The sequence below is a fragment of the Pseudomonas sp. SZ40 genome, assembly GCF_052958135.1.
The window spans coordinates 43084-68763 of sequence record NZ_JBQWIF010000008.1; the positions used below are offsets into that span (position 1 = coordinate 43084).

The 25680-nt window shown below is 63.2% G+C and carries 17 protein-coding genes; 10 read left to right on the forward strand and 7 right to left on the reverse strand.

Features of this window, described 5'->3' with window-relative positions; translation table 11 throughout:
• Positions 1-193: 193 nt before the first annotated feature.
• Positions 194-1996, reverse strand: a complete 1803-nt coding sequence (locus ACT9T4_RS08935) for an acyl-CoA dehydrogenase (RefSeq protein WP_499116544.1) — start codon at positions 1994-1996, stop codon at positions 194-196.
• Between the two features lie 171 nt (positions 1997-2167).
• Here ACT9T4_RS08935 and ACT9T4_RS08940 point away from each other — a divergent pair, with 171 nt between their 5' ends.
• Complete coding sequence (locus ACT9T4_RS08940; protein WP_499116546.1) at positions 2168-3010, forward strand: 23S rRNA (adenine(2030)-N(6))-methyltransferase RlmJ; 843 nt, start codon at positions 2168-2170, stop codon at positions 3008-3010.
• 12 nt (positions 3011-3022) lie between these two features.
• Here ACT9T4_RS08940 and ACT9T4_RS08945 read toward each other — a convergent pair whose 3' ends face one another.
• From ACT9T4_RS08945 to aceE, 6 genes are all read right to left on the reverse strand, one after another.
• Positions 3023-3775: an alpha/beta fold hydrolase gene (locus ACT9T4_RS08945; protein ID WP_499116548.1), complete on the reverse strand. Its 753-nt coding sequence runs from the start codon at positions 3773-3775 to the stop codon at positions 3023-3025.
• Between the two features lie 32 nt (positions 3776-3807).
• A complete protein-coding gene (locus ACT9T4_RS08950; protein ID WP_499116550.1) occupies positions 3808-5088 on the reverse strand; it encodes an HD-GYP domain-containing protein in 1281 nt (426 codons plus the stop codon).
• Between the two features lie 54 nt (positions 5089-5142).
• Positions 5143-5790, reverse strand: coding sequence for a peptide-methionine (S)-S-oxide reductase MsrA (gene msrA, locus ACT9T4_RS08955; RefSeq protein ID WP_499116552.1), 648 nt, complete (start codon positions 5788-5790; stop codon positions 5143-5145).
• A 64-nt stretch (positions 5791-5854) separates the two neighbouring features.
• Positions 5855-8548, reverse strand: a complete 2694-nt coding sequence (locus tag ACT9T4_RS08960) for a sensor domain-containing phosphodiesterase (protein ID WP_499116554.1) — start codon at positions 8546-8548, stop codon at positions 5855-5857.
• 331 nt (positions 8549-8879) lie between these two features.
• Entirely contained in the window at positions 8880-10868 is a 1989-nt protein-coding gene (aceF, locus tag ACT9T4_RS08965) for a dihydrolipoyllysine-residue acetyltransferase (RefSeq protein ID WP_179539305.1), read from the reverse strand.
• Between the two features lie 11 nt (positions 10869-10879).
• A complete protein-coding gene (gene aceE, locus ACT9T4_RS08970; RefSeq protein ID WP_042553895.1) occupies positions 10880-13528 on the reverse strand; it encodes a pyruvate dehydrogenase (acetyl-transferring), homodimeric type in 2649 nt (882 codons plus the stop codon).
• 269 nt (positions 13529-13797) lie between these two features.
• On the opposite strand from aceE, the gene glnE reads away from it, so the two are divergent.
• From glnE to ACT9T4_RS09015, 9 genes are all read left to right on the forward strand, one after another.
• Positions 13798-16743, forward strand: a complete 2946-nt coding sequence (glnE, locus tag ACT9T4_RS08975) for a bifunctional [glutamate--ammonia ligase]-adenylyl-L-tyrosine phosphorylase/[glutamate--ammonia-ligase] adenylyltransferase (protein ID WP_499116557.1) — start codon at positions 13798-13800, stop codon at positions 16741-16743.
• Between the two features lie 43 nt (positions 16744-16786).
• Positions 16787-17818: a lipopolysaccharide heptosyltransferase II gene (waaF, locus tag ACT9T4_RS08980; RefSeq protein WP_499116559.1), complete on the forward strand. Its 1032-nt coding sequence runs from the start codon at positions 16787-16789 to the stop codon at positions 17816-17818.
• Between the two features lie 6 nt (positions 17819-17824).
• Positions 17825-18826 carry a lipopolysaccharide heptosyltransferase I gene (gene waaC / locus ACT9T4_RS08985; protein WP_042553898.1) on the forward strand — a complete coding sequence of 334 codons (1002 nt, stop codon included), beginning with the start codon at positions 17825-17827 and terminating at the stop codon, positions 18824-18826.
• Between the two features lie 20 nt (positions 18827-18846).
• Positions 18847-19968 carry a glycosyltransferase family 4 protein gene (locus ACT9T4_RS08990; protein WP_499116632.1) on the forward strand — a complete coding sequence of 374 codons (1122 nt, stop codon included), beginning with the start codon at positions 18847-18849 and terminating at the stop codon, positions 19966-19968.
• Between the two features lie 124 nt (positions 19969-20092).
• Positions 20093-20929 carry a lipopolysaccharide core heptose(I) kinase RfaP gene (gene rfaP / locus ACT9T4_RS08995; RefSeq protein WP_499116561.1) on the forward strand — a complete coding sequence of 279 codons (837 nt, stop codon included), beginning with the start codon at positions 20093-20095 and terminating at the stop codon, positions 20927-20929.
• Positions 20922-21659 (forward strand): lipopolysaccharide kinase InaA family protein, encoded by a 738-nt coding sequence (locus tag ACT9T4_RS09000; RefSeq protein ID WP_042553900.1) that lies wholly within the window; start codon positions 20922-20924, stop codon positions 21657-21659. Before rfaP ends, ACT9T4_RS09000 begins: the two co-directional genes overlap by 8 nt.
• Positions 21656-22405: a lipopolysaccharide kinase InaA family protein gene (locus tag ACT9T4_RS09005; RefSeq protein WP_042553901.1), complete on the forward strand. Its 750-nt coding sequence runs from the start codon at positions 21656-21658 to the stop codon at positions 22403-22405. Before ACT9T4_RS09000 ends, ACT9T4_RS09005 begins: the two co-directional genes overlap by 4 nt.
• Complete coding sequence (locus ACT9T4_RS09010; RefSeq protein ID WP_499116564.1) at positions 22402-23832, forward strand: lipopolysaccharide kinase InaA family protein; 1431 nt, start codon at positions 22402-22404, stop codon at positions 23830-23832. The genes ACT9T4_RS09005 and ACT9T4_RS09010 overlap by 4 nt, the downstream gene beginning before the upstream one ends.
• 78 nt (positions 23833-23910) lie before the next feature.
• Positions 23911-25680 carry a carbamoyltransferase family protein gene (locus ACT9T4_RS09015; RefSeq protein WP_499116566.1) on the forward strand — a complete coding sequence of 590 codons (1770 nt, stop codon included), beginning with the start codon at positions 23911-23913 and terminating at the stop codon, positions 25678-25680.

Sequence of the window (25680 nt, forward strand, 5' to 3'; positions counted from 1 at the left end):
TGTGGATAACTCAACCCCACGGCTTGCGCGATCACCGCAGATCAAGCTTGGTCGTCCCTGCAGGCCCCAGTGTCGTAGGGTGGGTTAGCGGCGCCATGGCCGCGTGCTCCAGGCGCCGCCATCTCGGCGCGTCGCGTAACCCACCAAGCGGTGTCAGATCTCGCGCGAGGGAGGGTTACTAGATCGCCGTCGCTCAAAACCACGCCTCGTTCATCGCCAGGCAGGTGTCGTCACGTTGCTCCAGCAGGTCCAGGTCGTGATGGCAGCCCGGCACCTCGCGTAGCAGGAAGTAGCGGGCGGCCTGCAGTTTGCCGCTATAGAAGTCGGCGTCGGCCGCATTGCCAGCGAGGCGCCCCTGCTCGGCGTGAACGGCTTGTTCCAGCCAGCGCCAGCCGATCACCAGATGGCCGAACACCTTCAGGTACAGCGCCGAGTCCGCCAGGGTGCCGTTCACGCGGCCCTGCTGGAGGTCGCCGAGCAGGCCGAGGGTTACCTGGGACAAGCGTGCCAGCAGCTTTTCCAGCGGCTGACGCAGGGCGTCCAGTTCGATGAAGGGCTCGGCACGCTGACAGGTTGCGATGATCTGCTGGCTCAATGCCTTGAGTGCCGCGCCGCCGTGCTGGCCAACCTTGCGCCCCAGCAGGTCCAGGGACTGGATGCCGTGGGTGCCTTCATGGATCGGATTGAGGCGGTTGTCGCGGTAGTACTGTTCCACCGGATGATCCCGGGTATAGCCGTGGCCGCCGAGGATCTGGATTGCCAGGGCGTTGGCCTGCAGGCAATGCTCGGACGGCCAGGACTTGGCCACCGGTGTCAGCAGGTCGAGCAGTTGCCCGGCTTGCTCACGTTGTGCCGCCTCCTCCAGTGTCTGGCTATCGTCGAACAGGCGAGCGCAGTACAGCGCGAGATCGAAAGCGCCTTCCACGTAGGCCTTCTGGGTCAGCAGCATGCGGCGCACATCGGCGTGCTCGATGATCGCCACCTGAGCGCTAGCCGGGCTCTTGCCGTCGGGCAAGCGGCCCTGGGTGCGCTGGCGTGCGTATTCCAGCGAGTACAGATAGCCGGCGTAACCGAGCATCACCGCGCCCATGCCCACGCCAATGCGGGCTTCGTTCATCATCTGGAACATGTAGGACAGGCCAGCATGGGGTTTGCCCACCAGATAGCCGACACAATTGCCCTGATCGCCGAAGTTCAGCGCCGTGGAGGTGGTGCCTCGCCAGCCCATCTTGTGGAACAGGCCTGCCAGGACCACGTCGTTGCGCGGGCCCAGGCTGCCGTCTTCGCCGATCAGGAACTTCGGCACGATGAACAGCGAAATGCCCTTCACGCCTGCCGGTGCGTCGGGCAGGCGGGCCAGCACCAGATGGATGATGTTCTCGCTCAGGCCATGATCGCCACCGGAGATGAAGATCTTGTTGCCCTTGAGCCGGTAGCTGCCATCGGCCACCGGTTCAGCGCGCGTGCGGATATCGGCGAGGGATGAGCCTGCGTGGGGTTCGGTCAGGGCCATGGTGCCAAAGAAGCGGCCTTCGATCATCGGCTGCAGGAAGCGGCGCTTCTGCAGCTCGTCGCCGAAGGCTTCGATCAGGTTGGCGGCAGCCATGGTCAGCAGCGGGTAGGACGCCGTGGCGATGTTGGCCGCCTGGAAATGCGCGAAACAGGCCTGGGACAGCAGGTTCGGCAACTGCATGCCGCCTGCCTCGAAGTCTCTGGTCGCGTTGAGGAAGCCGGCATCGACAAAGGCCTGCAACGCTGGCTTGACCTCGTCGATCAACTGCGCGGCGCCGTCGACATACTGCGGCTCGTGCTCGTCGCCCTTGCGGTTGTGCGTGGCGAACAACTCCTCGGCGATGCTGCGCGCGGTGTCCAGCGCGGCCTCGAAGGTTTCCCGGCTGTGCTCGCTGAATCGCGGGCGGCTGGTGAGCGCCTCGGCATTCAGTACTTCGTAGAGTTCGAACGCCAGGTTGCGGGCGCTGAGCAAGGTCTCGGGCATGATGGCTCTCCGGTTGAATGCAGCCAGTCTAGGGGGCTGCACGTGACCCGCCAGCATCATCGACCGCCGTGATGGCGCAGAACAAGCCGGACACTGTCGGGCCAATCCATTGCAGGCGCTGCAGCGCACGCGCAGGACGGCTACAATTCGCCTCCTGCTCAGGAGCCGACGATGAATTACCGCCACGCCTTCCATGCCGGCAACCACGCCGATGTGCTGAAACACCTGGTGCTCTGCCGCCTGTTCGCCCTGTTGGCGCGCAAGGAGGCCCCTTACGCGTATCTGGACAGTCATGCCGGTGTTGGCCTGTACGACCTGACCGGCGACCAGGCCAGCCGCACCGGTGAGTGGCGCGAGGGGGTAGGCCGGCTGTGGGACGCCACGGATGTACCGGAGCCGTTGCTCGATTACCTGGAAGTGATCCGCGCGATGAATCCCGATGGCGTGCTGCGCCATTACCCGGGCTCGCCCGAGCTGGCGCGCCTGCAGACCCGCGAGCAGGATCGCCTACACCTCAACGAGAAACACCCGGAGGACGGGCAGTTGCTCAAGGAAAACATGGCCGGTGATCGGCGTGTGGCCGTGCACCTGGGGGAGGGCTGGCACCTGCCGCGCGCCCTGCTGCCAACGCGTGAGAAGCGCGCGGTCATGCTGATCGATCCGCCGTTCGAGAAGGCCGACGAGCTGGAACGCTGCGTCACCTCCCTCAACGAGGCCATCGGGCGCATGCGCCAGACCATCGTGGCGATCTGGTACCCGATCAAGGATGAGCGGCAGCTCAGGCGCTTCTACCGCGACATGGAAAAGAGCGCGGCGCCGAAGCTGCTGCGGGCCGAGCTGTTCGTGCACCCCGCCGATGACGCGCAGCGCCTGAACGGCTCCGGCCTGCTGATCAGCAATCCACCATGGGGCCTGGAGGACGAGTTGCGTGAGCTGCTGCCCTGGCTGGCCGAGCGCTTGGCGCAGAGCAAGGGAAGCTGGCGCCTGGACTGGCTGATCGCTGAACAGGGCTGACAGCGCTGCTGTTCATCGATCGCCGCTCCGTTCTTGGCTGCTCGTGAGGGCATCCACGAACCGCGCCGGATCTTCCACCATCATCAGGTGCCCACCGGGCACACAGGTAAAGCTGGCTGCCTTTTCCAGCGCCCACTGTGGAACGTTCCAGCCAGCCCTCGAGCGTTCACCGGCGATCAGGTGAACGGGGACCTGTCCTGCGAATATTTTCCTGACTGCATCCAGGTAATCGGCGTGGCCGGTGACTGCAACGACCGAGCGTGCAGTGGCCTGGATGGTCGATGCCGGTTGGTTGCCCAGGAAACTCGATGCGGTGGCGCGATGGCTCGCAGAGGCCGCTATCCCCGACTTGGCCAACCAGCCATCCGGGTTTTCCCTGAGTTGCGCGAGCATCGTGTCGGCCTCATGGGCCGTCATCCGGGCCACGCTGGCTGACCAGAAGGCATCGGCCAGCGAGAAGTTTCCTTCGACATTATGAATCGACGCGACGCTTGTCGGATGAGCCGCGGCGAACAGCATCGCGATCGCGCCTCCAACGGAGTGACCTACCAGATGAACGCGCTCGATATCCCTTTCCGCGAGCCATCGTGCGAGGTGTTCCACCTGCCCGGGTAGCGTGATGGCGCAGGGATCCACATGCTGCATGGCGCCGTAGCCGAGCAGATCCGGCGCATGTGCCTGCATGCCCCGTGAGTGAAATACCGGTGCCAGGTCACGCAGGCTGCCGATCAGACCATGGACGAGAAGGTAAGGGTGTTCGGACATCTAGGCACATCCATGGATGAGTAGTCTTTTATCTACCTTCGCCGTGGATCGACGTAGTAGCTCAGTTGCTGGCGCGGATTCAGGTATTCGAGGGCTTCCGGTGGCAGCTGCGAGGCGCGTACGCTGGCGGTGATGGTCAGTGACGGCTCTGCTTCCAGATTGACGATCAGGGCTTCTTCCTTGGGAATCTGGGGGTCGTAGACGATCAGCGTCGGCTTCATCGGCAGGGTCGGGTGCATGCCCAGCACCAGGGCGTAACGCTCGTCTTCCAGCTGCACCAGGCTGCCTGGCGGGTAGACGCCCATGCAACGGATGAAGGCCTTCAGTGCGACCTCGTCGAAATGTACTCGCTGTTGTGGCAAGTACATGCGCGCCAGCGCCTCATGGGGGCTCAGTGCGGTGCGCGGATCGAGCGGGTTGCACAGGTTGTCGAAGTGGTTGGCGATGCACACGATGCGGCTCAGGCGGCCTATCGACGCCTCGCGCAGTTGCTGTGGATAGCCGCTGCCGTCGCAGTATTCGTGGTGCTCGTGGATGATGCGCAGCACGTCGTCATCGAGCATCAGCTTCTCGCCCATGCGGCGCCCGAATACGGTGTGCATTTCCCGCAATTGCTGTTCGGCACGGGTCAGGGGTGGTGGTTTGAGCAACACCTTGCTGGGTATTTCCAGCTTGCCTATGTCATGCAGCAGGGCGCCCATGCCGAGCATATGGCTGGCCTCGCTATCCAGGCCCAGTTGACGGCCCAGCATCATCGACAGCACGGTGACGTTCAGCGAGTGTACGTAGGCGTCTTCGGCTGCCTTGCCGGTGATGCTGTGCAGCGCGACGCCGTCTTCGCCAAGCATGGTCTCGACCAGCTCGTTGACCAGCGCCCCGGCCTGTTTGACCGATTCTTCCGGCTGGTTGCGCAGGCTCTGGTTGAGTGTCTTGACCCGCTGGCTGGCCTGGGTGAACGCCCGGTCGACCTCGGACAGTCTCTTGCGCAGCACGCTGAGTGTCTTGACCCGCACCTGGCGGGCCTGCTCCTGCGGATCGGGCGGTGCCGGCGGCGCCTGTTCTACAACCTTGGCCGGCAATGCCAGTGGCCCACAGTCGCTGCGCGCGGGGTCGTAGCGCAGGCGCTTGAGACCCAGTGCACGCAGTTGCTTGAGCTGACTTTCGTCCTTGATCTTGAAATTACTGAAGGCGAACGAATGTTCCCACCAGCTCAGATCGAGTTGGACATAAAGCCCGACGCAAAGCTGGTCGGGCGAAATGTACTGATTGGTATCCGGCATTCCGTGCTTGATCTGATAGTGGCTGTTCGACAAGTCTAGCGGCCTGTGTGCATTCTGGCAGACAGTCGCATGTGGCTTTTTCGCTATTCAGGCTGGCAGGCACACGCCGGTTCCGCCCAGGCCGCAATAACCCTCCGGGTTTTTCGCCAGATATTGCTGGTGGTAGGCCTCTGCGTAATAAAACGTCGGCGCCAGGGTTATCTCGGTGGTGATCTCACCAAAGCCGGATTTCTCCAATTCGCTCTGGAACTGCGCCTGGCTGCGGCGTGCGGCCTCGAGCTGCTGCTCGTCGGTGCAGTAGATGGTTGAGCGATACTGGCTGCCGATGTCGTTGCCCTGACGCATGCCCTGGGTTGGGTTATGCACTTCCCAGAACACCTTGAGCAGTTCTTCGTAGCTGGTCTGCTCAGGGTCGAATACCACCAGCACCACTTCGGCATGGCCGGTCAGGCCCGAGCAGGTTTCTTCATAAGTGGGGTTGGGGGTATGACCGCCAGCGTAGCCCACCGCGGTGGTCCATACACCGGGCTGCTGCCAGAAGCGCCGCTCGGCACCCCAGAAGCATCCCAGGCCGAACACGGCGGTCTGCAGGCCGGCCGGGAACGGCCCCTGCAGCGGGTTGCCATTCACGTAATGGGCCTCGGGCACCGAGATCGCGGTTTCGCGGCCGGGCAACGCCTGCTCGGCGCTGGGCAGTTCGAGTTTATGGGCGAGAATTTGCGAGCGTAAGACCATGAGCCATGTTCTCCGAGTCGTTGTTTGGGGTAGACCGCGGCAGCTGACAGACGTTAGGTGCCGTTCAGCGAGTAGGGCGCCGCGGATAGCGCTTGAGGCTTTCTACCAGATCGCGGCCCGCAATGGGACGGTCGAACAGGTAGCCCTGGCCGATATCGCAGTGCTGACGGCGCAGGAAGTTCAGCTGGGCCGGGGTTTCGATGCCCTCGGCGACCACCTTGAGCTTGAGGTTGTGGGCCATGGCGATCACCGCGGAGGTGATTTCCATGTCGTCCTGGTTCTCGGGAATATCCTTGATGAAGCTGCGGTCGATCTTGATCACATCGATCGGGAATTTCTTCAGGTAGCTGAGCGACGAGTAACCGGTGCCGAAGTCGTCCATGGCCAGGGTCAGGCCCAGTTGCTTGAGGCGGCTGAGCTGGCTGCGCGTGTCTTCGGTGGCCTCCAGCAGCAACCCTTCGGTGAGCTCAAGCTCGAGCATCTCCGGCGGCAGCTGTTCCTCTTCGAGGATGGCGGCGATCGAGCCGACCAGGTCCGGGTCGCTGAACTGCTTGGGCGACAGGTTGATCGCCACCTGCAGGTTGCCCAGCCCGACTGCGGTGAGCTGTTTGCTCATGCGGCAGGCCTGCCGTACCACCCACTTGCCGATCGGGACGATCAGGCCGGTTTCTTCGGCCACGCTGATGAACTGATCCGGGCGAATCATGCCTTTTTCGGGGTGCTGCCAGCGTAGCAACGCTTCCATGCCCAGTAACTGCCCGGTCTTCAGGCAGAGCTTGGGCTGGTAGAACACCTCCAGCTCGTTCTGCGTCAGGGCACGGCGCAGGTTGTTTTCCACGAACAGCTTGTAGTTGGCTTCGGCATTGAGAACGTCGGTGAACACCTGCAACTGATGCTTGCCGTTGGCCTTGGCCTTGTGCAGCGCAAGACCCGCGTGCTTCATCAGGGTTTGCGGGTCTTCGCCATGTTCGGGTGAACAGGCCAGGCCCACCGAGCCGGTAACGTTGATCAGCTGGTTGTCGACGAACAGTGGCTTGTCGAGGGTTTCCAGCACCTGCTGGGCAATCAGCTGGCCGCGCTCGCTCTGGCAGTTGTCGAGCAGAATGGCGAACTCGTTGCTGGCGAAGCGCGCCAGGGTGCCTTCGGTGCCAAAACTGTTGCGCAGGCGCTTGGCCAGACTCACCAGCAGCTTGTCGCCGGTCTGGTGGCCGAGGGTATCGTTGATACGTTTGAAGTTGTCGATGTCGACCAGCAGCAGGCTGACCGGTGCGCTGCCGCTGCTGGTGAAGCGTCTTTCCAGGGCGCGGATGAAGGCGTAGCGGTTGCCCAGCCCTGTCAGGTTGTCGCTGTAGGCCAGGCGTTCGATGCGCTGCTGGGACTGCTTGGTTTCGGTGATGTCTTCGTAAATGCCGATGTAGTGGGTCAGGGTGCCGTCGTCGGCATGTACCTTGGAGATCGAGAACTGGCCCCAATAGGGCTCGAGGTTCTTGCGCCGGCTCTTGAACTCGCCCTGCCAGCTGTTCTGTTCGGCCAGGCCGGATGTGCTGTCGAACAGCAGGTCGCTGAGGTTCTCCAGGGCCGGCAGTTCGGCGAGCTGACGGCCCTGCACCTCGTCGGCGCTGTACTGGGTGATCGCGGTGAAGCTGGGGTTGACGTACTCCACCATGCCATCGCGATTGAGCAGGATGAAAGCGCTGGCACTCTGCTCGACGGCGCGCTGGAACAGGTACAGGGCACTGGTGGCGTTGCGCCGTTCCTGATTGCTCAGCACGTTGGCGTATTGATCCGCCAGCTCGCTCGCGAAAGTGACTTCGTCCGCTTGCCAGATGCGTGGCCCACCGGTGTGTTCCAGGCAAAGCACGGCGACCAGCTCGCCGCCAACGCGGATGCTGGCATCGAGCAGGGCGGTGATCGCCTCGGGGCGCAGGTAGTCGTCACGTAGCTCGCAGGTGCGTGGGTCGTTCTCGGCGTCATGGGCGCTCAGCGAGCGGCTTTCCTTGAGCGCACGGAGGTAGCTGGGGTAGCGACGGCCGTCGATCGACAGGGGGATTTCATAGTTGTCCTGATCGGCCAGGTACAGGGCAATGGGGTCGAGTGTGTCGCCGTTGATGTGCCAGATACCTGCCCGGGCCACGCCGTAGATCTCACAGGCGCTACGGGTGATCAGTTCGGCTGCTTCGCGTGTCGGGTCGCTGCTCTGATAGCGCTGGCTGGCCAGGCGTACGATGAGTTGTTGCTGGGCCAGGGAGCGCAATTGATGTTGCTGCAGCTCGGCCTGGCTGCGCTGGAACTGGTCCAGCGTGTCCAACCCCAGGGCGGGCGCGGGTGGCTCGGGTGTCGGCAGGCTGGAGTTATCCGCAGTAGCGTCTTCGATCACCATCAGGTAACCACGCAGCAGGTGCCGTCCGCGTTGCCTGAAGGGCTCGCCGAGCTCCATCAGCTTCAAGGGGCCGCGAGGCGTGTGCAGGGTGTAGTGCACCAGATAGTGGCTGCTTTCGGACAGCTGTAGCTGGATGGCATCGTGCAGCCGGTAGCGCGTTTCCGGCTCCATCAGGCTGGCGTAGGGCGTTTCGACCAGGGTACAGAGATCACCGGCGGGGATGCCGAACTGCTTTTCACAGGATGCATCGAGAAACAGCAGCAACCAGTTCGCCTCGTTCATCCGCTCGAAACGCATCATGCCGAGCCGAGAAGGCACGGGTAGCTGCGTCACGACCTCGGCCGCTGCACGGCTCGCGGCATCGGGATGGCTTTTCATCGAATGGCTGTATCCATCTGCTGGCGTAGGCAAACGCCCGGCATTTTCACTATAGCGCTAACAAGGGGTGTTGCCGTATCTCCCTGGCCGCCGTGAGGCGGTAATGACGCCTAGGTTGCACCATGGTTTGACGGCTGACAAGAAATCTAATGGCATTGTGACGTCTTTCTTTTAACTGGCTGATTTGGAAAGAATAATTATTTCAATTTGAGGTCTTTCCGGGCCTCGCGAGTGCCTGTGAAAGCGGCGCGCATCGTAACGGCGGGCAAAAAAAACCCCGCCTGATCGGGCGGGGTCGAGGTTACGAGCGTGGCGCTCGAAAAAGGTTCGCTTACAGCAGCATGGTACGGATGTCGTTCAGCACATCGCCCAGGCGCTTGGTGAAGCGTGCAGCGGCTGCGCCATTGATCACACGGTGATCGTAGGACAGCGACAGCGGCAGCATCAGCTTGGGCTGGAAGGCCTTGCCATCCCAGACCGGCTGGATGGTTGCCTTGCTGACACCGAGGATCGCCACTTCCGGCGCGTTGACGATCGGCGTGAAGCCGGTGCCGCCAATGTGACCGAGGCTGGAGATGGTGAAGCAGGCGCCTTGCATGTCGTCAGCCGAAAGCTTCTTGTTGCGCGCTTTCTCTGCCAGTGCAGCGGCTTCAGCAGCCAGTTGCAGCAGGCTCTTCTGATCGACGTTCTTGATCACCGGCACCAGCAGGCCATCCGGGGTATCGACGGCGAAGCCAACGTTCACGTACTTCTTGCGGATGATCGCTTTACCACTTGGCGCCAGCGAACTGTTGAAGTCCGGCAGTTCCTTGAGCAGGTAGGCGCATGCCTTGAGCAGCAGGGGCAGAACGGTCAGCTTCACGCCGGCTTTCTCGGCGACGGCCTTCTGGGCGACGCGGAAGGCTTCCAGCTCGGTGATATCAGCCGAATCGAACTGAGTCACGTGTGGCACGTTGAGCCAGCTGCGATGCAGGTTGGCGGCGCCGACCTGCATCAGGCGGGTCATCGGCACTTCTTCGATTTCACCGAACTTGCTGAAATCGACGGTCGGGATCGGCGGAATGCCAGCACCACCGGTTGCACCGGCAGCCGCTGCGGCAGGAGCCGATTTGGCCTTCTGCAGCTCGGCCTTGACGTAAACCTGCACGTCTTCCTTGAGGATGCGACCTTTCGGGCCGGTGCCTGGCACGGCGCTCAGCTCGACGCCGAACTCGCGGGCCAGTTGGCGTACGGCCGGGCCGGCGTGCACTTTGCTGCCATCACGGCTTGGCGTGGCTGCCGGAGCGGCTTGCGGTGCGGCCTTGGCAGGTGCCGAACCCTGAACGTTGGCCGCTTTGGCCTGTTCCGGGGCAGCCGCTGGCGCCTGAGCGGCGGCTGCAGGTTTGGCCGCGGCCTTGCCCTGGACTTTCAGAACCAGGATCAGATCACCGGTCTTGGCCTGATCGCCGACCTTGATGGAGATGCTTTCGATGACGCCAGCCTTGGGGGCAGGGATCTCCATGCTGGCCTTGGCCGACTCCAGCACGATCAGCGACTGTTCGGTTTCGACGCTGTCGCCAACCTTGACCAGTACTTCGATCACGCCAGCAGCGTCTTCGCCGATATCCGGAATACGCACTTCTTCACTGCTTTCGCCTGCCGGCTCTTCAGCTGCCGCAGGAGCGGCGGCTTTGGCTTCGGCAGGTGCAGCGGCGCTCGGCGCGGCAGCAGGGGCGCTGGCCGCCTGCTTGGGCTGTGCACCAGCGGCGCCTTTGAGGACCAGGATCAGATCGCCGGTACCCACCTCATCACCGACCTTGACCGACACGCTCTCCACCACGCCTGCAGCGGGCGATGGAATTTCCATGCTCGCCTTGTCGGACTCGAGGGTGATCAGCGACTGGTCGACGTCGATGGTATCGCCCGGCTTGACCGCTACTTCGATGATGCTGGCCTTGGCGCTGGAACCGATGTCCGGCACTTTGACTTCCTGAGGCTCGGCACTGCCGGCAGGCTCAGCCTGCGGCTCGGCGGCTGGTTGCGCTGCCGCGGCAGGCTCTGCCTGGGCAGGTGCGGGCTCTTGCTCGGCCGGGGCGGCTTCGGCATCGCCTTCCACGTCCAGTTCGAGCAGCTCGTCGCCTTCCTTGAGGTTGTCGCCCAGCTTCACTTTCAGGCTCTTGACGACGCCGGCCTTGGGGGCCGGGATCTCCATGCTGGCCTTGTCCGACTCGAGGGTCAGCAGGCTTTGGTCGGCCTCGATGCGGTCGCCAACCTTGACGAACAACTCGATGACTTCACCCTCACCACCGCCGATGTCGGGTACGCGAATCAATTCACTCACAATGCGTCTCCTCAGCAGTCCAGTGGGTTGCGTTTTTCGGGGTCGATACCGAACTTGACGATGGCTTCGGCCACCGCCTTGCGTTCGATCTGACCACGATCGGCCAGCGCTTCGAGCGCAGCCAGAACGACCCAACGGCGATCCACTTCGAAGAAGTCACGCAGTTTGCGGCGGCTGTCGCTGCGGCCGTAACCGTCGGTACCCAGTACCTTGTATTCCTTGACCGGAACCCACTGGCGAACCTGTTCGGCGAACAGCTTCATGTAGTCGGTGCTGGCAATGACCGGGCCCTGACGGCCGCTCAGGCACTGCTCGATATAGCTCTTCTTGGGTTCCTGTTCCGGGTGCAGGCGATTGCTGCGCTCCACGGCCAGGCCATCGCGACGCAGTTCGTTGAAGCTGGTAACGCTCCATACATCGGCGCCGATGTTGTAGTCGTTGCGCAGGATTTTCGCCGCTTCGCGAACTTCGTTGAGGATGGTGCCGCAGCCCAGCAGTTGCACGTGATGGGCGGCTTCCTTCTTGTCCTCTTCGAGCAGGTACATACCCTTGATGATGCCTTCTTCGACACCTTCGGGCATGGCTGGCTGCTGGTAGTTCTCGTTCATCACGGTGATGTAGTAATAAACGTTTTCCTGCAGGGTCATCATCCGGTGCGTGCCTTCGCGCATGATCACCGCCAGCTCGTAAGCGTAGGTGGGGTCATAGCTGCGCACGTTGGGGATGGTGCTGGCGAGGATGTGGCTGTGGCCGTCCTCGTGCTGCAGACCTTCGCCGTTCAGCGTGGTACGGCCGGAGGTGCCGCCCAACAGGAAACCGCGGGTCTGGCCGTCGCCGGCAGCCCAGGCCAGGTCACCGATACGCTGGAAGCCGAACATCGAATAGAAGATGTAGACCGGCAGCATCGGCGTGTTGTAGTTGCTGTAGGCGGTACCGGCAGCGATGAAGGAGGAGAACGCACCGGCCTCGTTGAGACCTTCCTGGAGGATCTGGCCGTCCTTCTCTTCGCGGTAGTACATCACCTGGTCGCGGTCGACCGGCTCGTACAGCTGGCCGACTGGCGAGTAGATACCCAGCTGGCGGAACATGCCTTCCATACCGAAGGTACGGGCCTCGTCAGCGAGGATCGGCACGATGCGGCTGCCCAGCTCCTTGTCCTTGACCAGCGACGCGAGGATACGGCCGAAGGCCATGGTGGTGGAGATTTCGCGGTCGCCCGAGCCATCCAGAACGGCCTTGAGGGTTTCCAGCGGCGGCGTCGGGATGCTGATATTGCCGCGGTTACGCTGCGGCAGGTGGCCACCGAGCTTCTCGCGGCACTTGCGCAGGTATTTCATTTCCGCGCTGTCTTCGGCTGGGCGGTAGAACGGCAGTTCTTCCAGCTGCGAATCGTTCAGCGGGATGTCGAAGCGATCGCGGAATTTCTTCAGCGACTCGATATCGACCTTCTTGGTGTTGTGCGCTGTGTTCTTGGCTTCGCCGGCACCGGTGCCATAACCCTTGATGGTCTTGGCCAGGATGACGGTCGGCTGACCTTTGTGGTTGACCGCCTGGTGGTAGGCCGCATAGACCTTGTACGGATCGTGGCCACCGCGGTTGAGGTTGAAGATTTCCTCGTCCGACAGTTTCTCGACACGCTTGAGCAGTTCCGGGTCGTGGCCGAAGAAATGCTTGCGCACGTAGGCGCCGTCTTTGGCCTTGTAGTTCTGGTACTCGCCGTCGATCGCCTGATCCATACGGCGCTGCATGCGGCCGTCTTCGTCTTGGGCGAACAGCGGATCCCACATGCGGCCCCAGATGACCTTGTTGACGTTCCAGTTGGCGCCGCGGAACACGCCTTCGAGTTCCTGGATGATCTTGCTGTTACCGCGAACCGGGCCGTCGAGGCGCTGCAGGTTGCAGTTGATGACGAAGATCAGGTTGTCGAGGTTCTCGCGGCCGGCCAGGGAGATGGCGCCCAGGGTTTCCGGCTCGTCGGTCTCACCGTCACCGATGAAGCACCAGACCTTCTGTTTGCCGGCCGGGATGAAGCCGCGGTTTTCCAGGTACTTCATGAAGCGTGCCTGGTAGATCGCGGTGATCGGGCCCAGGCCCATGGATACGGTCGGGAATTGCCAGAAGTCCGGCATCAGGTGCGGGTGCGGGTACGACGACAGGCCACCACCGTCCACTTCCTGACGGAACTTGAGCATCTGCTCTTCGCTCAGGCGGCCTTCCAGGAAGGCGCGTGCGTAGATGCCGGGAGAAGCGTGGCCCTGATAGTAGATCAGGTCGCCGCCATGCTCGTCGGTCGGCGCCTGGAAGAAGTAGTTGAAGCCGATGTCGTAGAGGGTCGCACTGGAGGCGAAGGTGGAGATGTGACCACCCAGATCCGGATCCTGCATGTTGGCGCGCATGACCATGGCCAGAGCGTTCCAGCGAACGATCGAGCGGATGCGGCGTTCCATGAACAGGTCGCCCGGCATACGCGCTTCGCGGGTTACCGGGATGGTGTTGCGATAGGGGGTGGTGATCGAATAGGGCAACTGCGTGCCGCTACGAGTGGCCAACTCACCCAGGCGCGTCATCAGATAGTGGGCACGGTCTTCGCCTTCCTTGTCGAGGACGGATTCCAGTGCGTCCAGCCATTCCTGGGTTTCGATTGGATCGAGGTCTTGCATGGCTTGCTCCAGAGCGGAAAGGCTTCCAGAATCGGAAGCCAGGATGCGTGGCCGGCTTTTTGAGCGGGCACATTAATTCTTGGATATACCGGTTGGGTAGATCCGGCTTTGTGTAGTTTTACTACATTTCGCTGGCGATTTCAGCTCTTCCGAACGATTGAGTAATACCAAAACTACAATCAAATCAGGCGTGAGCCAGACGCGGCGAGCCTTCGCAGGGGCTTCGCCGGTTTTCCAACAGGCCCGTAGCCCGCCGAAAAGGATAGACCATGAGCTTGCCCGCGCTGGTTTCTTTACCCGCCATCCTCCAGCCGCTGGCTCAGCGCGCCGAACAGTCCCTGACCCAGGCCTTCGGCCAATTGTCTGCCGAGGCGGCCGCCAGCTTCGCTGCCTGGCCGCCGTTGCGCAGGGAGCAGCTGCAGCGGGTGGCGGCTGCCAGTGACTTCGTTACCCAGCAGGGGCTGCGTGATCCGCAGATGCTTCTCGACCTGGCCGATAGTGGCGAGCTGGAGCGTCGGCTGGCAGTTGGTGAGTTGCGCGGGCAGTTGGCCGAGCAACTGACCGAGTGTGCTGACGAAAACGCGCTGGCACGCAGCCTGCGGCGCTTCCGTAACCGTCAGCAGGTGCGCATCATCTGGCGGGATGTCAGCCGTCAGGCGGATCTGGTGGAAACCTGTCGCGATCTTTCCGATCTGGCCGATGCCTGCATCGATCTGGCCTATCGATGGCTCTACCCCAGGCATTGCGAGCAGTTCGGCACGCCGGTCGGGCGCCGCACTGGCGAGCCCCAGCACATGGTCATTCTCGGCATGGGCAAGCTCGGGGCTTTCGAGTTGAACCTGTCGTCGGACATCGATCTGATCTTCGGCTATCCGGAAGGTGGTGAAACCCAGGGGGTCAAGCGGCCGCTGGACAATCAGGAGTTCTTCATTCGCCTGGGCCAGAAGCTGATCAAGGCGCTGGATGCCATTACCGTCGATGGTTTCGTGTTCCGCACCGACATGCGCCTGCGCCCCTATGGCTCTTCCGGCGCGCTGGTCTTCAGCTTCAACGCGCTGGAGCAGTATTACCAGGACCAGGGGCGCGACTGGGAGCGCTACGCGATGATCAAGGCGCGGGTGGTCGGCGGTGATCAGGAGGCCGGCGCGCAGCTGCTGGAGATGCTGCGCCCGTTCGTCTATCGGCGTTACCTGGACTTTTCGGCGATCGACGCGCTGCGCACCATGAAGCAGCTGATTCAGCAGGAAGTGCGCCGCAAGGGCATGGCCGAGAACATCAAGCTCGGCTCCGGCGGCATCCGCGAGGTGGAGTTCATCGCCCAGGCCTTCCAGCTGATTCACGGCGGGCGTGATCTGAGCCTGCAGCAGCGCTCGTTGCTCAAGGTGCTCGATACCCTCAAGGGGCAAGGCTATCTGCCGTCGCAGGCGGTCGACGAACTGCTCGCCGGTTATGCCTTCCTGCGTTACACCGAACACGCCCTGCAGGCCATCGATGATCGGCAGACGCAAATGCTGCCGGACAACGATGAGGACCGTGCACGGGTGGCGTTCATGCTCGGTTTCGCAGGCTGGGAAGCCTTCCACGAACAACTGATGCACTGGCGTGGGCGGGTCGACTGGCACTTTCGTCAGGTCATCGCCGACCCGGACGAGGATCAGGACATCGGCGAGGAACCCATGGTCGGTGCCGCCTGGCTGCCACTATGGAATGACGATCAGGATGAGGAAGCTGCCTGCCGGCAGCTGGGCGAAGCCGGCTTCGCCGACGCCCAGGGCGCCTGGCAGCGCCTGGTGGGGTTGCGCAATGGCAATCAGGTGCGCGCCATGCAGCGCATTGGCCGTGAGCGCCTGGATGCCTTCATCCCGCGACTGTTGGCCGCGACGGTCGAGCAGGAGAAGCCGGACCTGGTGCTCGAGCGCGTACTGCCGCTGATCGAAGCGGTGGCGCGGCGCTCCGCCTATCTAGTGCTGCTCACGGAAAACCCCAATGCACTGCTGCGTCTGCTTACCCTGTGCGCAGCCAGCCCGTGGATCGCCGAGCAGATCACCCGTTTTCCGCTGTTGCTCGACGAACTGCTCAACGAAGGGCGGCTGTTCAGCCCGCCCCAGGCCCCGGAACTGGCTGCCGAGCTGCAGGAGCGGCTGACGCGCATTCCCGAGGAAGACCTGGAACAGCAGATGGAAGCCCTGCGCCATTTCAAGCTGGCCCACGGCCTGCGTGTGGCGGCATCGGAAATTGCCGGTACCTTGCCGCTGATGAAGGTCAGCGATTACCTGACCTGGCTGGCCGAAGCCATTCTCGATCAGGTGCTGGCCTTGGCCTGGCGGCAGATGGTTGCCCGGCACGGTACGCCGCAGCGGCCCGACGGCAGCCTGTGTGCGCCGGACTTCATCATCGTCGGCTACGGCAAGGTCGGCGGTATCGAGCTGGGCCATGGCTCCGATCTGGATCTGGTGTTCATCCACGATGGTGACCCCCAGGCCGAGACCGATGGCGCCAAACCCATCGATGGTGCGCAGTTCTTCACCCGCCTGGGACAGCGCATCATCCATCTGCTGACCGCGCAGACCAACTCCGGCCAGCTCTACGACGTCGACATGCGCCTGCGGCCTTCCGGCGCCGCTGGCTTGCTGGTCAGTTCCTTGGGCGCCTTCCGGCGTTATCAGGAAAGCGAAGCCTGGACCTGGGAGCACCAGGCGCTGGTGCGAGCGCGGGTGCTGGTGGGCTGCCAGCGGGTGGCCGCGGCATTCGCCGAGGTGCGCATCGCCGTGCTGGCCCGTGAACGCGACCAGGCCAGGCTGCAGGCCGAGGTCAGTGAGATGCGCGCGAAGATGCGCGACAATCTCGGTACTCGGGCCACGGCTGCCGGCACTGCGCCGATGGCCTTCGACGCAGCGGCGGCGTTCGATCTCAAGCAGGACGCCGGAGGTATCGTCGATATCGAATTTATGGTGCAATACGCGGCTCTGGCGTGGTCGAAGCAGCACCCGGTACTGCTCGAATTCACCGATAACATTCGCATTCTGGAAGGCCTGGATCGGCTCGGTCTGCTCCGCGATGGCGAGGCGACCCTGCTGCAGGACGCTTACAAAGTCTACCGCTCTGCAGCCCACCGTCAGGCGTTGCAGAAACAGCCCGGGGTAGTGGGTGGCGACCAGTTTCACGAGCACCGACGCAATGTGATGCGTATCTGGCGTGAACTGGGCCTGAATTGATGGCCGCCGCTCGCCGTCGGGCTTCTCTATCGATACTGAGCTTATGAATATTCTGATCATCGGCCCTTCGTGGGTAGGCGACATGGTGATGGCGCAGACATTGTTTCAATGTCTTAAAGTTCGCCATCCCGATTGCGCCATCGACGTGCTGGCGCCGGAATGGAGTCGGCCGATACTCGAACGCATGCCCGAAGTGCGCGAAGCCCTGAGCTTCCCCCTCGGCCATGGCGTACTGGAGCTGGCTACGCGCCGGCGCATCGGCAAGTCGCTGGTCGGCCGCTACGACCAGGCAATACTCCTGCCCAACTCGCTGAAGTCGGCGCTGGTACCGTTCTTCGCGGGTATCCCCGTGCGTACCGGCTGGAAAGGCGAGATGCGCTATGGCCTGCTCAATGACGTGCGCCGCCTGGACAAGGCCCGCTACCCGCTGATGATCGAACGCTTCATGGCGCTGGCCTATGCGCCTGGTGCGGAGCTGCCGCAGCCTTATCCCCGGCCTTCGCTGAGTATCGATCCGGCTACTCGGGATGCGGCGCTGGCCAGCTTCGGCCTGACCCTGGACCGTCCGGTTCTGGCCCTGTGCCCAGGCGCCGAGTTCGGTGAGGCCAAACGCTGGCCAAGCGAGCATTACGCACGTGTCGCCGAGCACAAGATCCGTGAGGGCTGGCAGGTCTGGCTGTTCGGCTCGAAGAAGGATCACCCGGTCGGTGAAGACATCCGTTCACGGCTGATCCCGGGGCTGCGCGAGGAAGTGGTCAACCTGTCCGGCGAAACCAGCCTGGCTCAGGCCATCGACCTGCTGTCCTGCGCGGCTTCGGTGGTCTCCAACGATTCCGGGCTCATGCACGTGGCGGCGGCGCTCAATCGCCCGCTGGTGGCGGTGTACGGCTCGACTTCGCCGCAGTTCACGCCGCCACTGGCCGATCAGGTGGAGGTCATCCGCCTTGGTCTGGAGTGCAGCCCCTGTTTCGAACGCACCTGCCGCTTTGGCCACTACAATTGCCTGGTGCAGCTCGAACCACGCGTCGCCAATGAGGCGCTGGATCGGCTCGACACTCATCCGGTCGAGGTATAGCGCCGGATGCGAGTGCTGTTGATCAAGACTTCGTCGCTGGGCGACGTGATCCACACCCTGCCGGCGCTGACCGACGCGGCCCGAGCCATTCCCGGTATCCGTTTCGACTGGGTGGTGGAAGAGGGTTTCGCCGAGATTCCAGCTTGGCACCCGGCCGTCTCCCAGGTGATTCCGGTCGCCATCCGCCGCTGGCGCAAGCATCCGCTGCAGACCCTGCGCAGTGGTGAGTGGTCGCGTTTCAAGCAGCGCTTGCGCGACACCCGCTACGATCTGGTGATCGATGCCCAGGGCCTGCTCAAGAGCGCCTGGCTGACCCGCTACGTCAAGGCGCCGGTGGCCGGCCTGGACCGCAATTCCGCCCGTGAGCCGATCGCCACACGCTTCTATGATCGCCGCTACAGTGTGCCGCGTGCCCAGCATGCGCTGGAGCGTACACGCCAACTGTTCGGCCAGGCGCTGGGCTACAGCGTGCCCGCCGGTCTGGGTGATTACGGTTTGGATCGCGGCCAGCTTGCAGATCCGTCACCTCGCCCTTATCTGGTATTCCTGCACGGCACGACCTGGGCGAGCAAGCACTGGCCGGAAGCCTACTGGCGTGAGCTGGCCGAGCAGGTCAGCGAACAGGGTTGGTCGATTCGCCTGCCCTGGGGCAACGAGGTGGAAAAGGCGCGAGCCGAGCGTATCGCTGCAGGCATCGAGGGGGCAGCCGTGCTGCCGAAACTCAACCTGGCCGGCGTTGCGAAGGTGATCGCTGGTGCCCAGGCCTGCGTCGCCGTGGACACCGGGCTCGGTCACCTGGCTGCCGCGCTGGATGTGCCTTGCGTGTCGCTGTACGGGCCGACGTTGCCCGGCCGCGTGGGCGCCTACGGCCGTTCGCAGATCCATCTGTGTGCCAGTGGCCCGGATGCCGGCAAGGGCGATCGCGACAAGCCGTGTTTCGATGATTTGCTGCCGCAGCGGGTGTTCACCGAGTTGCACGCGCTGCTGCTGGATATGGGGATAGACTGATGCCACAGAGCGAAGGGCCGATGCGCCTGGCTTTCATCCTCTACAAATACTTTCCTTTTGGCGGCTTGCAGCGCGATTTCATGCGCATCGCGCTGGAGTGCCAGGGCCGCGGTCACAGCATCCGCGTGTACACGCCGATCTGGGAAGGCGAAGTGCCGGAGGGCTTCGAAGTGGTCGTCGTGCCGGTCAAGGCGCTGTTCAACCATCACCGCAACGAAAAGCTCACTGCCTGGGTCCAGGCGGATCTGCGCCAGCGCCCGGTCGATCGCGTGGTCGGTTTCAACAAGATGCCGGGGCTGGACGTGTATTACGCCGCCGACGGCTGTTTCGAAGACAAGGCGCAGACCTTGCGCAACCCGCTGTATCGCCGCTGGGGCCGCTACAAGCACTTCGCCGAGTACGAACGGGCGGTATTCGCCCCCGAGTCGCGCACCGAAATTCTGATGATCTCCGAGGTGCAGCAGCCGCTGTTCGTCAAGCATTACGCCACGCCGGCCGAACGCTTCCATCTGCTGCCGCCTGGTATCTCCCTGGATCGCCGCGCGCCGGCCAATGCTGCCGAGATCCGCGCCGAGTTCCGCCGCGAGTTCAAGCTGGCCGATGACGACCTGTTGCTGGTGCAGATCGGCTCCGGCTTCAAGACCAAGGGGCTGGACCGCAGCCTCAAAGCGTTGGCCGCTCTGCCCACGGATTTGAAAAAGCGCACCCGGCTGATCGTCATCGGCCAGGACGACCCGAAACCGTTCCTGCTGCAGATCACCGCACTGGGCATTGGCGATCAGGTGCAGATCCTCAAGGGGCGCAGCGACATCCCGCGCTTCCTGCTGGGCGCCGACCTGTTGATTCACCCGGCGTACAACGAAAATACCGGTACCGTGCTGCTGGAGGCGCTGGTAGCGGGTTTGCCGGTGCTGGTGACCGATGTCTGCGGCTACGCTCACTACATCCGTGATGCCGATGCCGGTTGCGTGGTGCCCAGCCCCTTCGAGCAGAATGTGCTGAACCGTACCCTCGCCGAGATGCTGGCGGATGCCGAAGGTCGCGCAGCCTGGCAGCGCAATGGCCTGGCATTCGCCGATAGCGCCGATCTGTACAGCATGCCTCAGCACGCTGCCGATGTGATTCTGGCGCCGCGTTCGTGAGCGAATCAGCCGATCTGGCAGCCATTGGCCATGCCGCCGCGTCGTTAGGCGATCGCGGCCGTTTCAACGGGTTATCGTCACCTGCAGCAATCGCCGCGAGCGCGCGGCTCCTACAGGGGGGCTTATGCGCCTGATCCTTGCTGAACCGTTCAAGTCCCTATGGGCCGGCAAGGATGCCTTCGAAGAAGTAGAACGCCTGCAGGGCAAGGTCTATCGAGAGCTGGAGGCACGCCGTACGCTGCGTACCGAGGTCGACGGCAAAGGCTACTTCGTCAAGATTCACCGTGGTGTTGGCTGGGGCGAGATCCTCAAGAACCTCGCCACTGCCCGCCTGCCGGTGCTCGGCGCCGGTCAGGAATGGAAGGCCATCGAGCGCCTGACCGGGGCGGGTGTGCCGACCATGACAGCCGTGGCGTATGGCGAGCGCGGCAGCAACCCGGCGCAGCAGCATTCCTTCATCGTTACCGAGGAGCTCGCGCCGACGGTCGACCTCGAGCAGTTGACCCTGGGCTGGGCGCAGCAGCCACCGCAGCCAGGGCTGAAGTGGCCGCTGATCCGTCGCGTCGCCGACATGACCGGGCGCATGCACGCTGCCGGGGTCAATCACCGCGACTGCTACATCTGCCATTTTCTGCTGCATACCGACAAGCCGTTCAGTGCCGCAGATTTCCGGCTGTCGGTGATCGACCTGCACCGTGCCCAGTTGCGTCCTGCGGTGCCGCGGCGCTGGCGCGACAAGGACCTGGCCGGGTTGTACTTTTCGGCGTTGAATATCGGCCTGACGCAACGCGATTTCCTGCGTTTTCTCAAGGGCTATTTCGCGGCTGCCGGCAGTGCCCGCCCGCTGCGCCAGATCCTGCGTGACGAAGCCGTACTGCTGGCCTGGCTGCAGCGCAAGGCCGAGCGCCTGCTTTCGCGTTATGCACGCAAGTATGAAACAGGGGGCAGCAGCCATGAGTGAGTGGCGCGTTACCGCGCTGGCGACCCCAGAGGCTGCCAGGGCCTTTGCCAGCCTGGATGCCGTGTTTGCCCTGCAGGGCGAACCGATCACCCGTGACCCACTGTCGGACGTGATCCGCGTGGAGTTCGACGGGCTGCGCTATTACGTCAAGCGCTACCATGGCGCGGGTAAGGGCGCTCGACGCTTCATCGGCAGGCCGCGGGTCAAGGCCGAGTGGCAGAACCTCAAGCATTTCGCCGCCTGGGGCATTCCCACTGCGCCGATCGCCGCCTATGGCCTGGAGCGCAAGGGCAGCGCATTCGACCGTGGCGCGCTGATCACCCAGGAACTGGTCGACACCATGGATATGTCGCGCCTTGCCGACAGCAACGACGCGCGCCTGCGTGATCGTGCCTGGGTCGAGGATGTCAGCTGCCAGTTGGCCAAGGCCACGCGTACGCTGCACGACCACCACTTCGCGCACAACGATCTGAAGTGGCGCAACTTGCTGGTCGACGAGCACCGTCGCCTATATTTCATCGACTGCCCAACCGGCGCATTCTGGTGGGGGCCTTTCCTGCGCCGGCGTATCGTCAAGGACCTGGCCTGCCTGGACAAGGTCGCCAAATACCACCTGTCGCGCACTCAGCGGCTGCGTTTCTATCTGCAGTACCGGCGCCGCGAGCGTCTCAACGACAGCGACAAGCAGCGCATCGGCCAGATCGTCCGCTATTTCGAGGGAAGAGAATGAAGGACTACATCGACAGCGAGGATCGCTCGCTGCTCGAACGTCACGAACTGGCCAGTTTCGAGGCGCTGTGGGCGCTCGAGCTGCACGCGGTAGACGAGCCCAACAAGGCGCCCCGTGGCGGCTGGAGCTCGGTGTACCGACTCGATCTGGATGGTCGTGGCTATTACCTCAAGCGCCAGAGCAACTACCTGACGCGCAGCTTGGAACGCCCACTGGGTGAGCCGACCCTGTCGCGCGAATTCCGTAGCATTCGCCGCTACAGCCGTCTGGGCATCCCGGCCATGAGTGCGTCGTTCTACGCCGAGCGGCGCATCGCAGGCGAGCGCAGGGCGATTCTGTTGACCCGTGCACTGGATGGCTGGCAGGACCTCGACAGCTGGTTGCCGGGCTGGACGGCGCTCGCTGCCGAGCAGCGCCTGGCCATCGTCAACGCCTGTGGCGTGCTGGCCCGTCAGGTGCATGAAAAAGGGCAGTTGCACGGTTGCTTCTACCCCAAGCATATCTTTCTGCAACCCTGTGGCGATGGCTTCGCTGCGCAACTGATCGATCTGGAGAAGACGCGTCCGCTGTTCTTTGGCGAGCGTGACCGAATCAAGGATCTCGAACCTCTGTTGCGGCGTACCAATCCCTGGAGTGATGAGGATACGGTCGCGTTCCTGGCTGCCTATTTGGGCAGCGAGCAGAACGTGGATCATTGGTTGCAGCGCCTGACGGCGCGTTTCAAGGACAAGGCTCAGCGCCCATGAAACTCGCTTTTCTGACCGACGCGGGCCGTAGCCCCGAACTGCCGCTGCTGATCGAAGCGCCGGCAGGCCAGACTCTCGAACTGCACAGCCTGCTGCGTGTGCTGCCCGGTCAACGCTATGTGGGCCGGGCGCAATGGCAAGGGCGTGCGGTGCTGGCCAAGTTGCTGGTCGGCGGCAAGGCCGAGCGGCATTACGCCCGCGAACTGCAGGGCGTCCAGTTGCTGGCGCAGCAGGGCCTCAGCACGCCCCCGCTGCTCGAGCATGGATCGATCTCCGGGGAGGGCGGCTGGCTGCTGTTCGAGTTCCTCGAGAGCGCTCGCAGCCTGGCTGACGACTGGCAGGCGGTGGCCGATCAGCCCTGGCTGAGTGATGCTCAGCAGCAGGTGTTGGGCGAGGCCCTGGCAGTGATCGCCGAGCTGCACGGCAAGGGGCTCTGGCAGGAGGACCTGCATCTGGACAACCTGCTGCGTCAGGATGGCCGCCTGTTTTTGATCGATGGCGGCGGAATCCGCGCCGAAACGCCGGGGCAGCCGCTGTCGCGAGACAAGGTGCTGGCCAATCTCGGGCTGTTCTTCGCGCAGTTTCCCGGGACCATCGACGGCTTCGTCGAAGAGCTGCTGGTGCATTACCTGCTGGTCAATGGCGAGCATGCCCTGCCGCTGGAGGTGCTGCTCAAGGCCGTGAGCAAGGCGCGGGCAACGCGCATGCAGGCGTTCATGGCCAAGATCGAGCGCGATTGCACGGCCTTTCGAGCCTCCAGCAGCGCCTCGCGCCTGCAGGTAGTGCGGCGGGAAGACGATGCGCTGCTGGCGCCGTTGCTGGCCGACCCGGACGCGGCGATTGCCGCAGGGCAGCCGCTCAAGCTGGGCGGCTCGTCCACCGTGGCCCGGGTCGAGCAGGCTGGTCGACAGCTGGTCATCAAACGCTACAACATCAAGGGCTTCGGGCACTGGCTGAGGCGCTTCTGGCGGCCGAGCCGTGCCTGGCACAGCTGGTGCGAGGGCAATCGTCTGGATTTCCTCGGCATTGCCACGCCCAAGCCACTGGCCGTGCTCGAGCGTCGTACCCTGTGGCTGCGCCGTCAGGCTTATCTGATTACCGAACACACGCCGGGTGTGGATATAATTGCCCGTTTCGCGCCCTACCAGGCAGACGAGTTGCCGCCCGAGGCGGATCTGCAGGCGCTGGAGAGCGTGTTCGCCGCATTGTTGCGTGAGCGCATCAGCCACGGCGACTTCAAGGGCAACAACATCCTGTGGCAGGCTGGCCGCTGGGCGCTGATCGATCTGGATGCCATGCAGCACCATGACAGCGCCAGCAGTTTCAAGGCCGCCTATGCTCGGGATCGCGCGCGTCTGCTGCGCAACTGGTCGGCACAGAGCGCCCTTTACCAGGAGCTGGACCGGCGTTTGCCGACTATCACCTGAGCCCGCTCCAGGCAGGCTTGGCGAAACCAAACAATCGCGTTTGTCGACGTTCGGCAAGCGCACTAAGAGGCTTTATCCGTGGCATTGACGATTCTTGGCCTTTCCGGCGCCCTCAGCCATGACCCATCCGCGGCGTTGTATATCGACGGCAAGTTGATCGCGGCTGCCGAAGAAGAGCGCTTCGTGCGCGACAAGCACGCGAAGAATCGCATGCCCTACGAGTCGGCCAAGTTCTGCCTGGAGCAGGCGGGCATCAAGCCGTCGGACGTCGACGTGGTGGCGATTCCCTTCGCTCCGATCAGCCTGTTCGGCAAGGAACGCTGGCACTACGCCAAGCGCTACTGGTATGCGCCGGATCGTGCCCTCGACGCCATTCTCATGGGTAACCGTCGCTATAAGCGCTACCGCAAGAAGATCGTCTGGTGCCTGGAGCAGCTCGGCTTCGACGCCAAGAAGGTCAAGATCGAGCCGGTCGAGCATCACCTGGCTCATGCAGCCAGCGCCTATCACTGCTCGGGGTTCACCGAGAAGACCGCGATCCTCGGTATCGATGGCAAGGGCGAGTACGCCACCACCTTCTTCGGCTATGGCGAGAACGGCCGCATCCACAAGATCAAGGAATTCTACGATCCGGATTCCCTTGGTGGCCTGTATGGCGCGGTCACCGAATTCCTCGGCTTCGAGATGCTCGACGGTGAATTCAAGGTCATGGGCATGGCGCCCTATGGCGATGCCAGCAAGTACGATTTTTCCCGTCTGGCCAAGTTCGAGAACGGCGAGCTGGTGATCAACACCGACTACGCCAACGTCATCGGCCTGCGTCGCTACAAGGAAAAGGGCAAGGGCTTCTACTTCTCGCCCAAGCTGATCGAGTGGTTGGGGCCCAAGCGCGAAGGCGATATCGCCGACGATCCCTACATCCACTATGCCGCCAGCATGCAGGCACTGTTCGAGAAGCTGGCGCTGGAGATGATGGATTACTACCTGGGCGACATCATCCGCGAAACCGGCAAGATCGCCTTCGCCGGTGGCTGTGCGCTGAACGTCAAGCTCAACCAGAAGATCATCGCCCGCCCTGAGGTCAAGGAACTGTTCGTTCAGCCGGCTTCCGGCGACGCCGGTACCTCGGTCGGCGCCGCTGCCTACGTTTCTCACAAGCGCGGCGTGCCGGTCGAGAAGATGGAGCACGTCTACCTCGGCCCGGCCTATTCCAATGAAGACGTCATCGCGGCTTGTGCCCGGCACCCGCATGCGCCGAAATGGCAGCGGATCGACGACACGCCGCAGCGCATCGCGCAGATCATGGTCGACGGCAATCCCGTGGCCTGGTTCCAGGGCCGCATGGAGTTCGGCCCGCGCGCCCTTGGTGGTCGCTCCATCATCGGGTGCCCGAGCATCGCGGGCGTGGCCGACCGCATCAACGAACAGATCAAGTTCCGCGAGCGCTGGAGACCCTTCTGCCCGTCGATGCTCGATACCGTCGCCGAGCAGATGCTCAAGGTCGACCACCCGAGCCCGTTCATGACCTTCACCTTCGAGGTCAACGACGAATGGAAGGAGCGCGTCAGCGAAGTCGTGCACGAAGACGGCACTTCCCGTGCTCAGGTCCTCAAGCGCGAATTCAATCCGCGCTGGTACGACCTGATGCTGGAGCTGGAAAAACTCACCGGCAACGGCGTGTCCCTGAACACCTCGCTGAACCGCCGTGGCGAGCCGATGATCTGCTCGCCCACCGATGCGTTGAACATGTTCTTCGGCTCGGATCTGCAGTACCTGATCATGGAAGATATCTTGGTGGTGAAGGACGGCGTCTTGAGTGGCGATACGGTCAGCGGCGAGGAGCGGTAG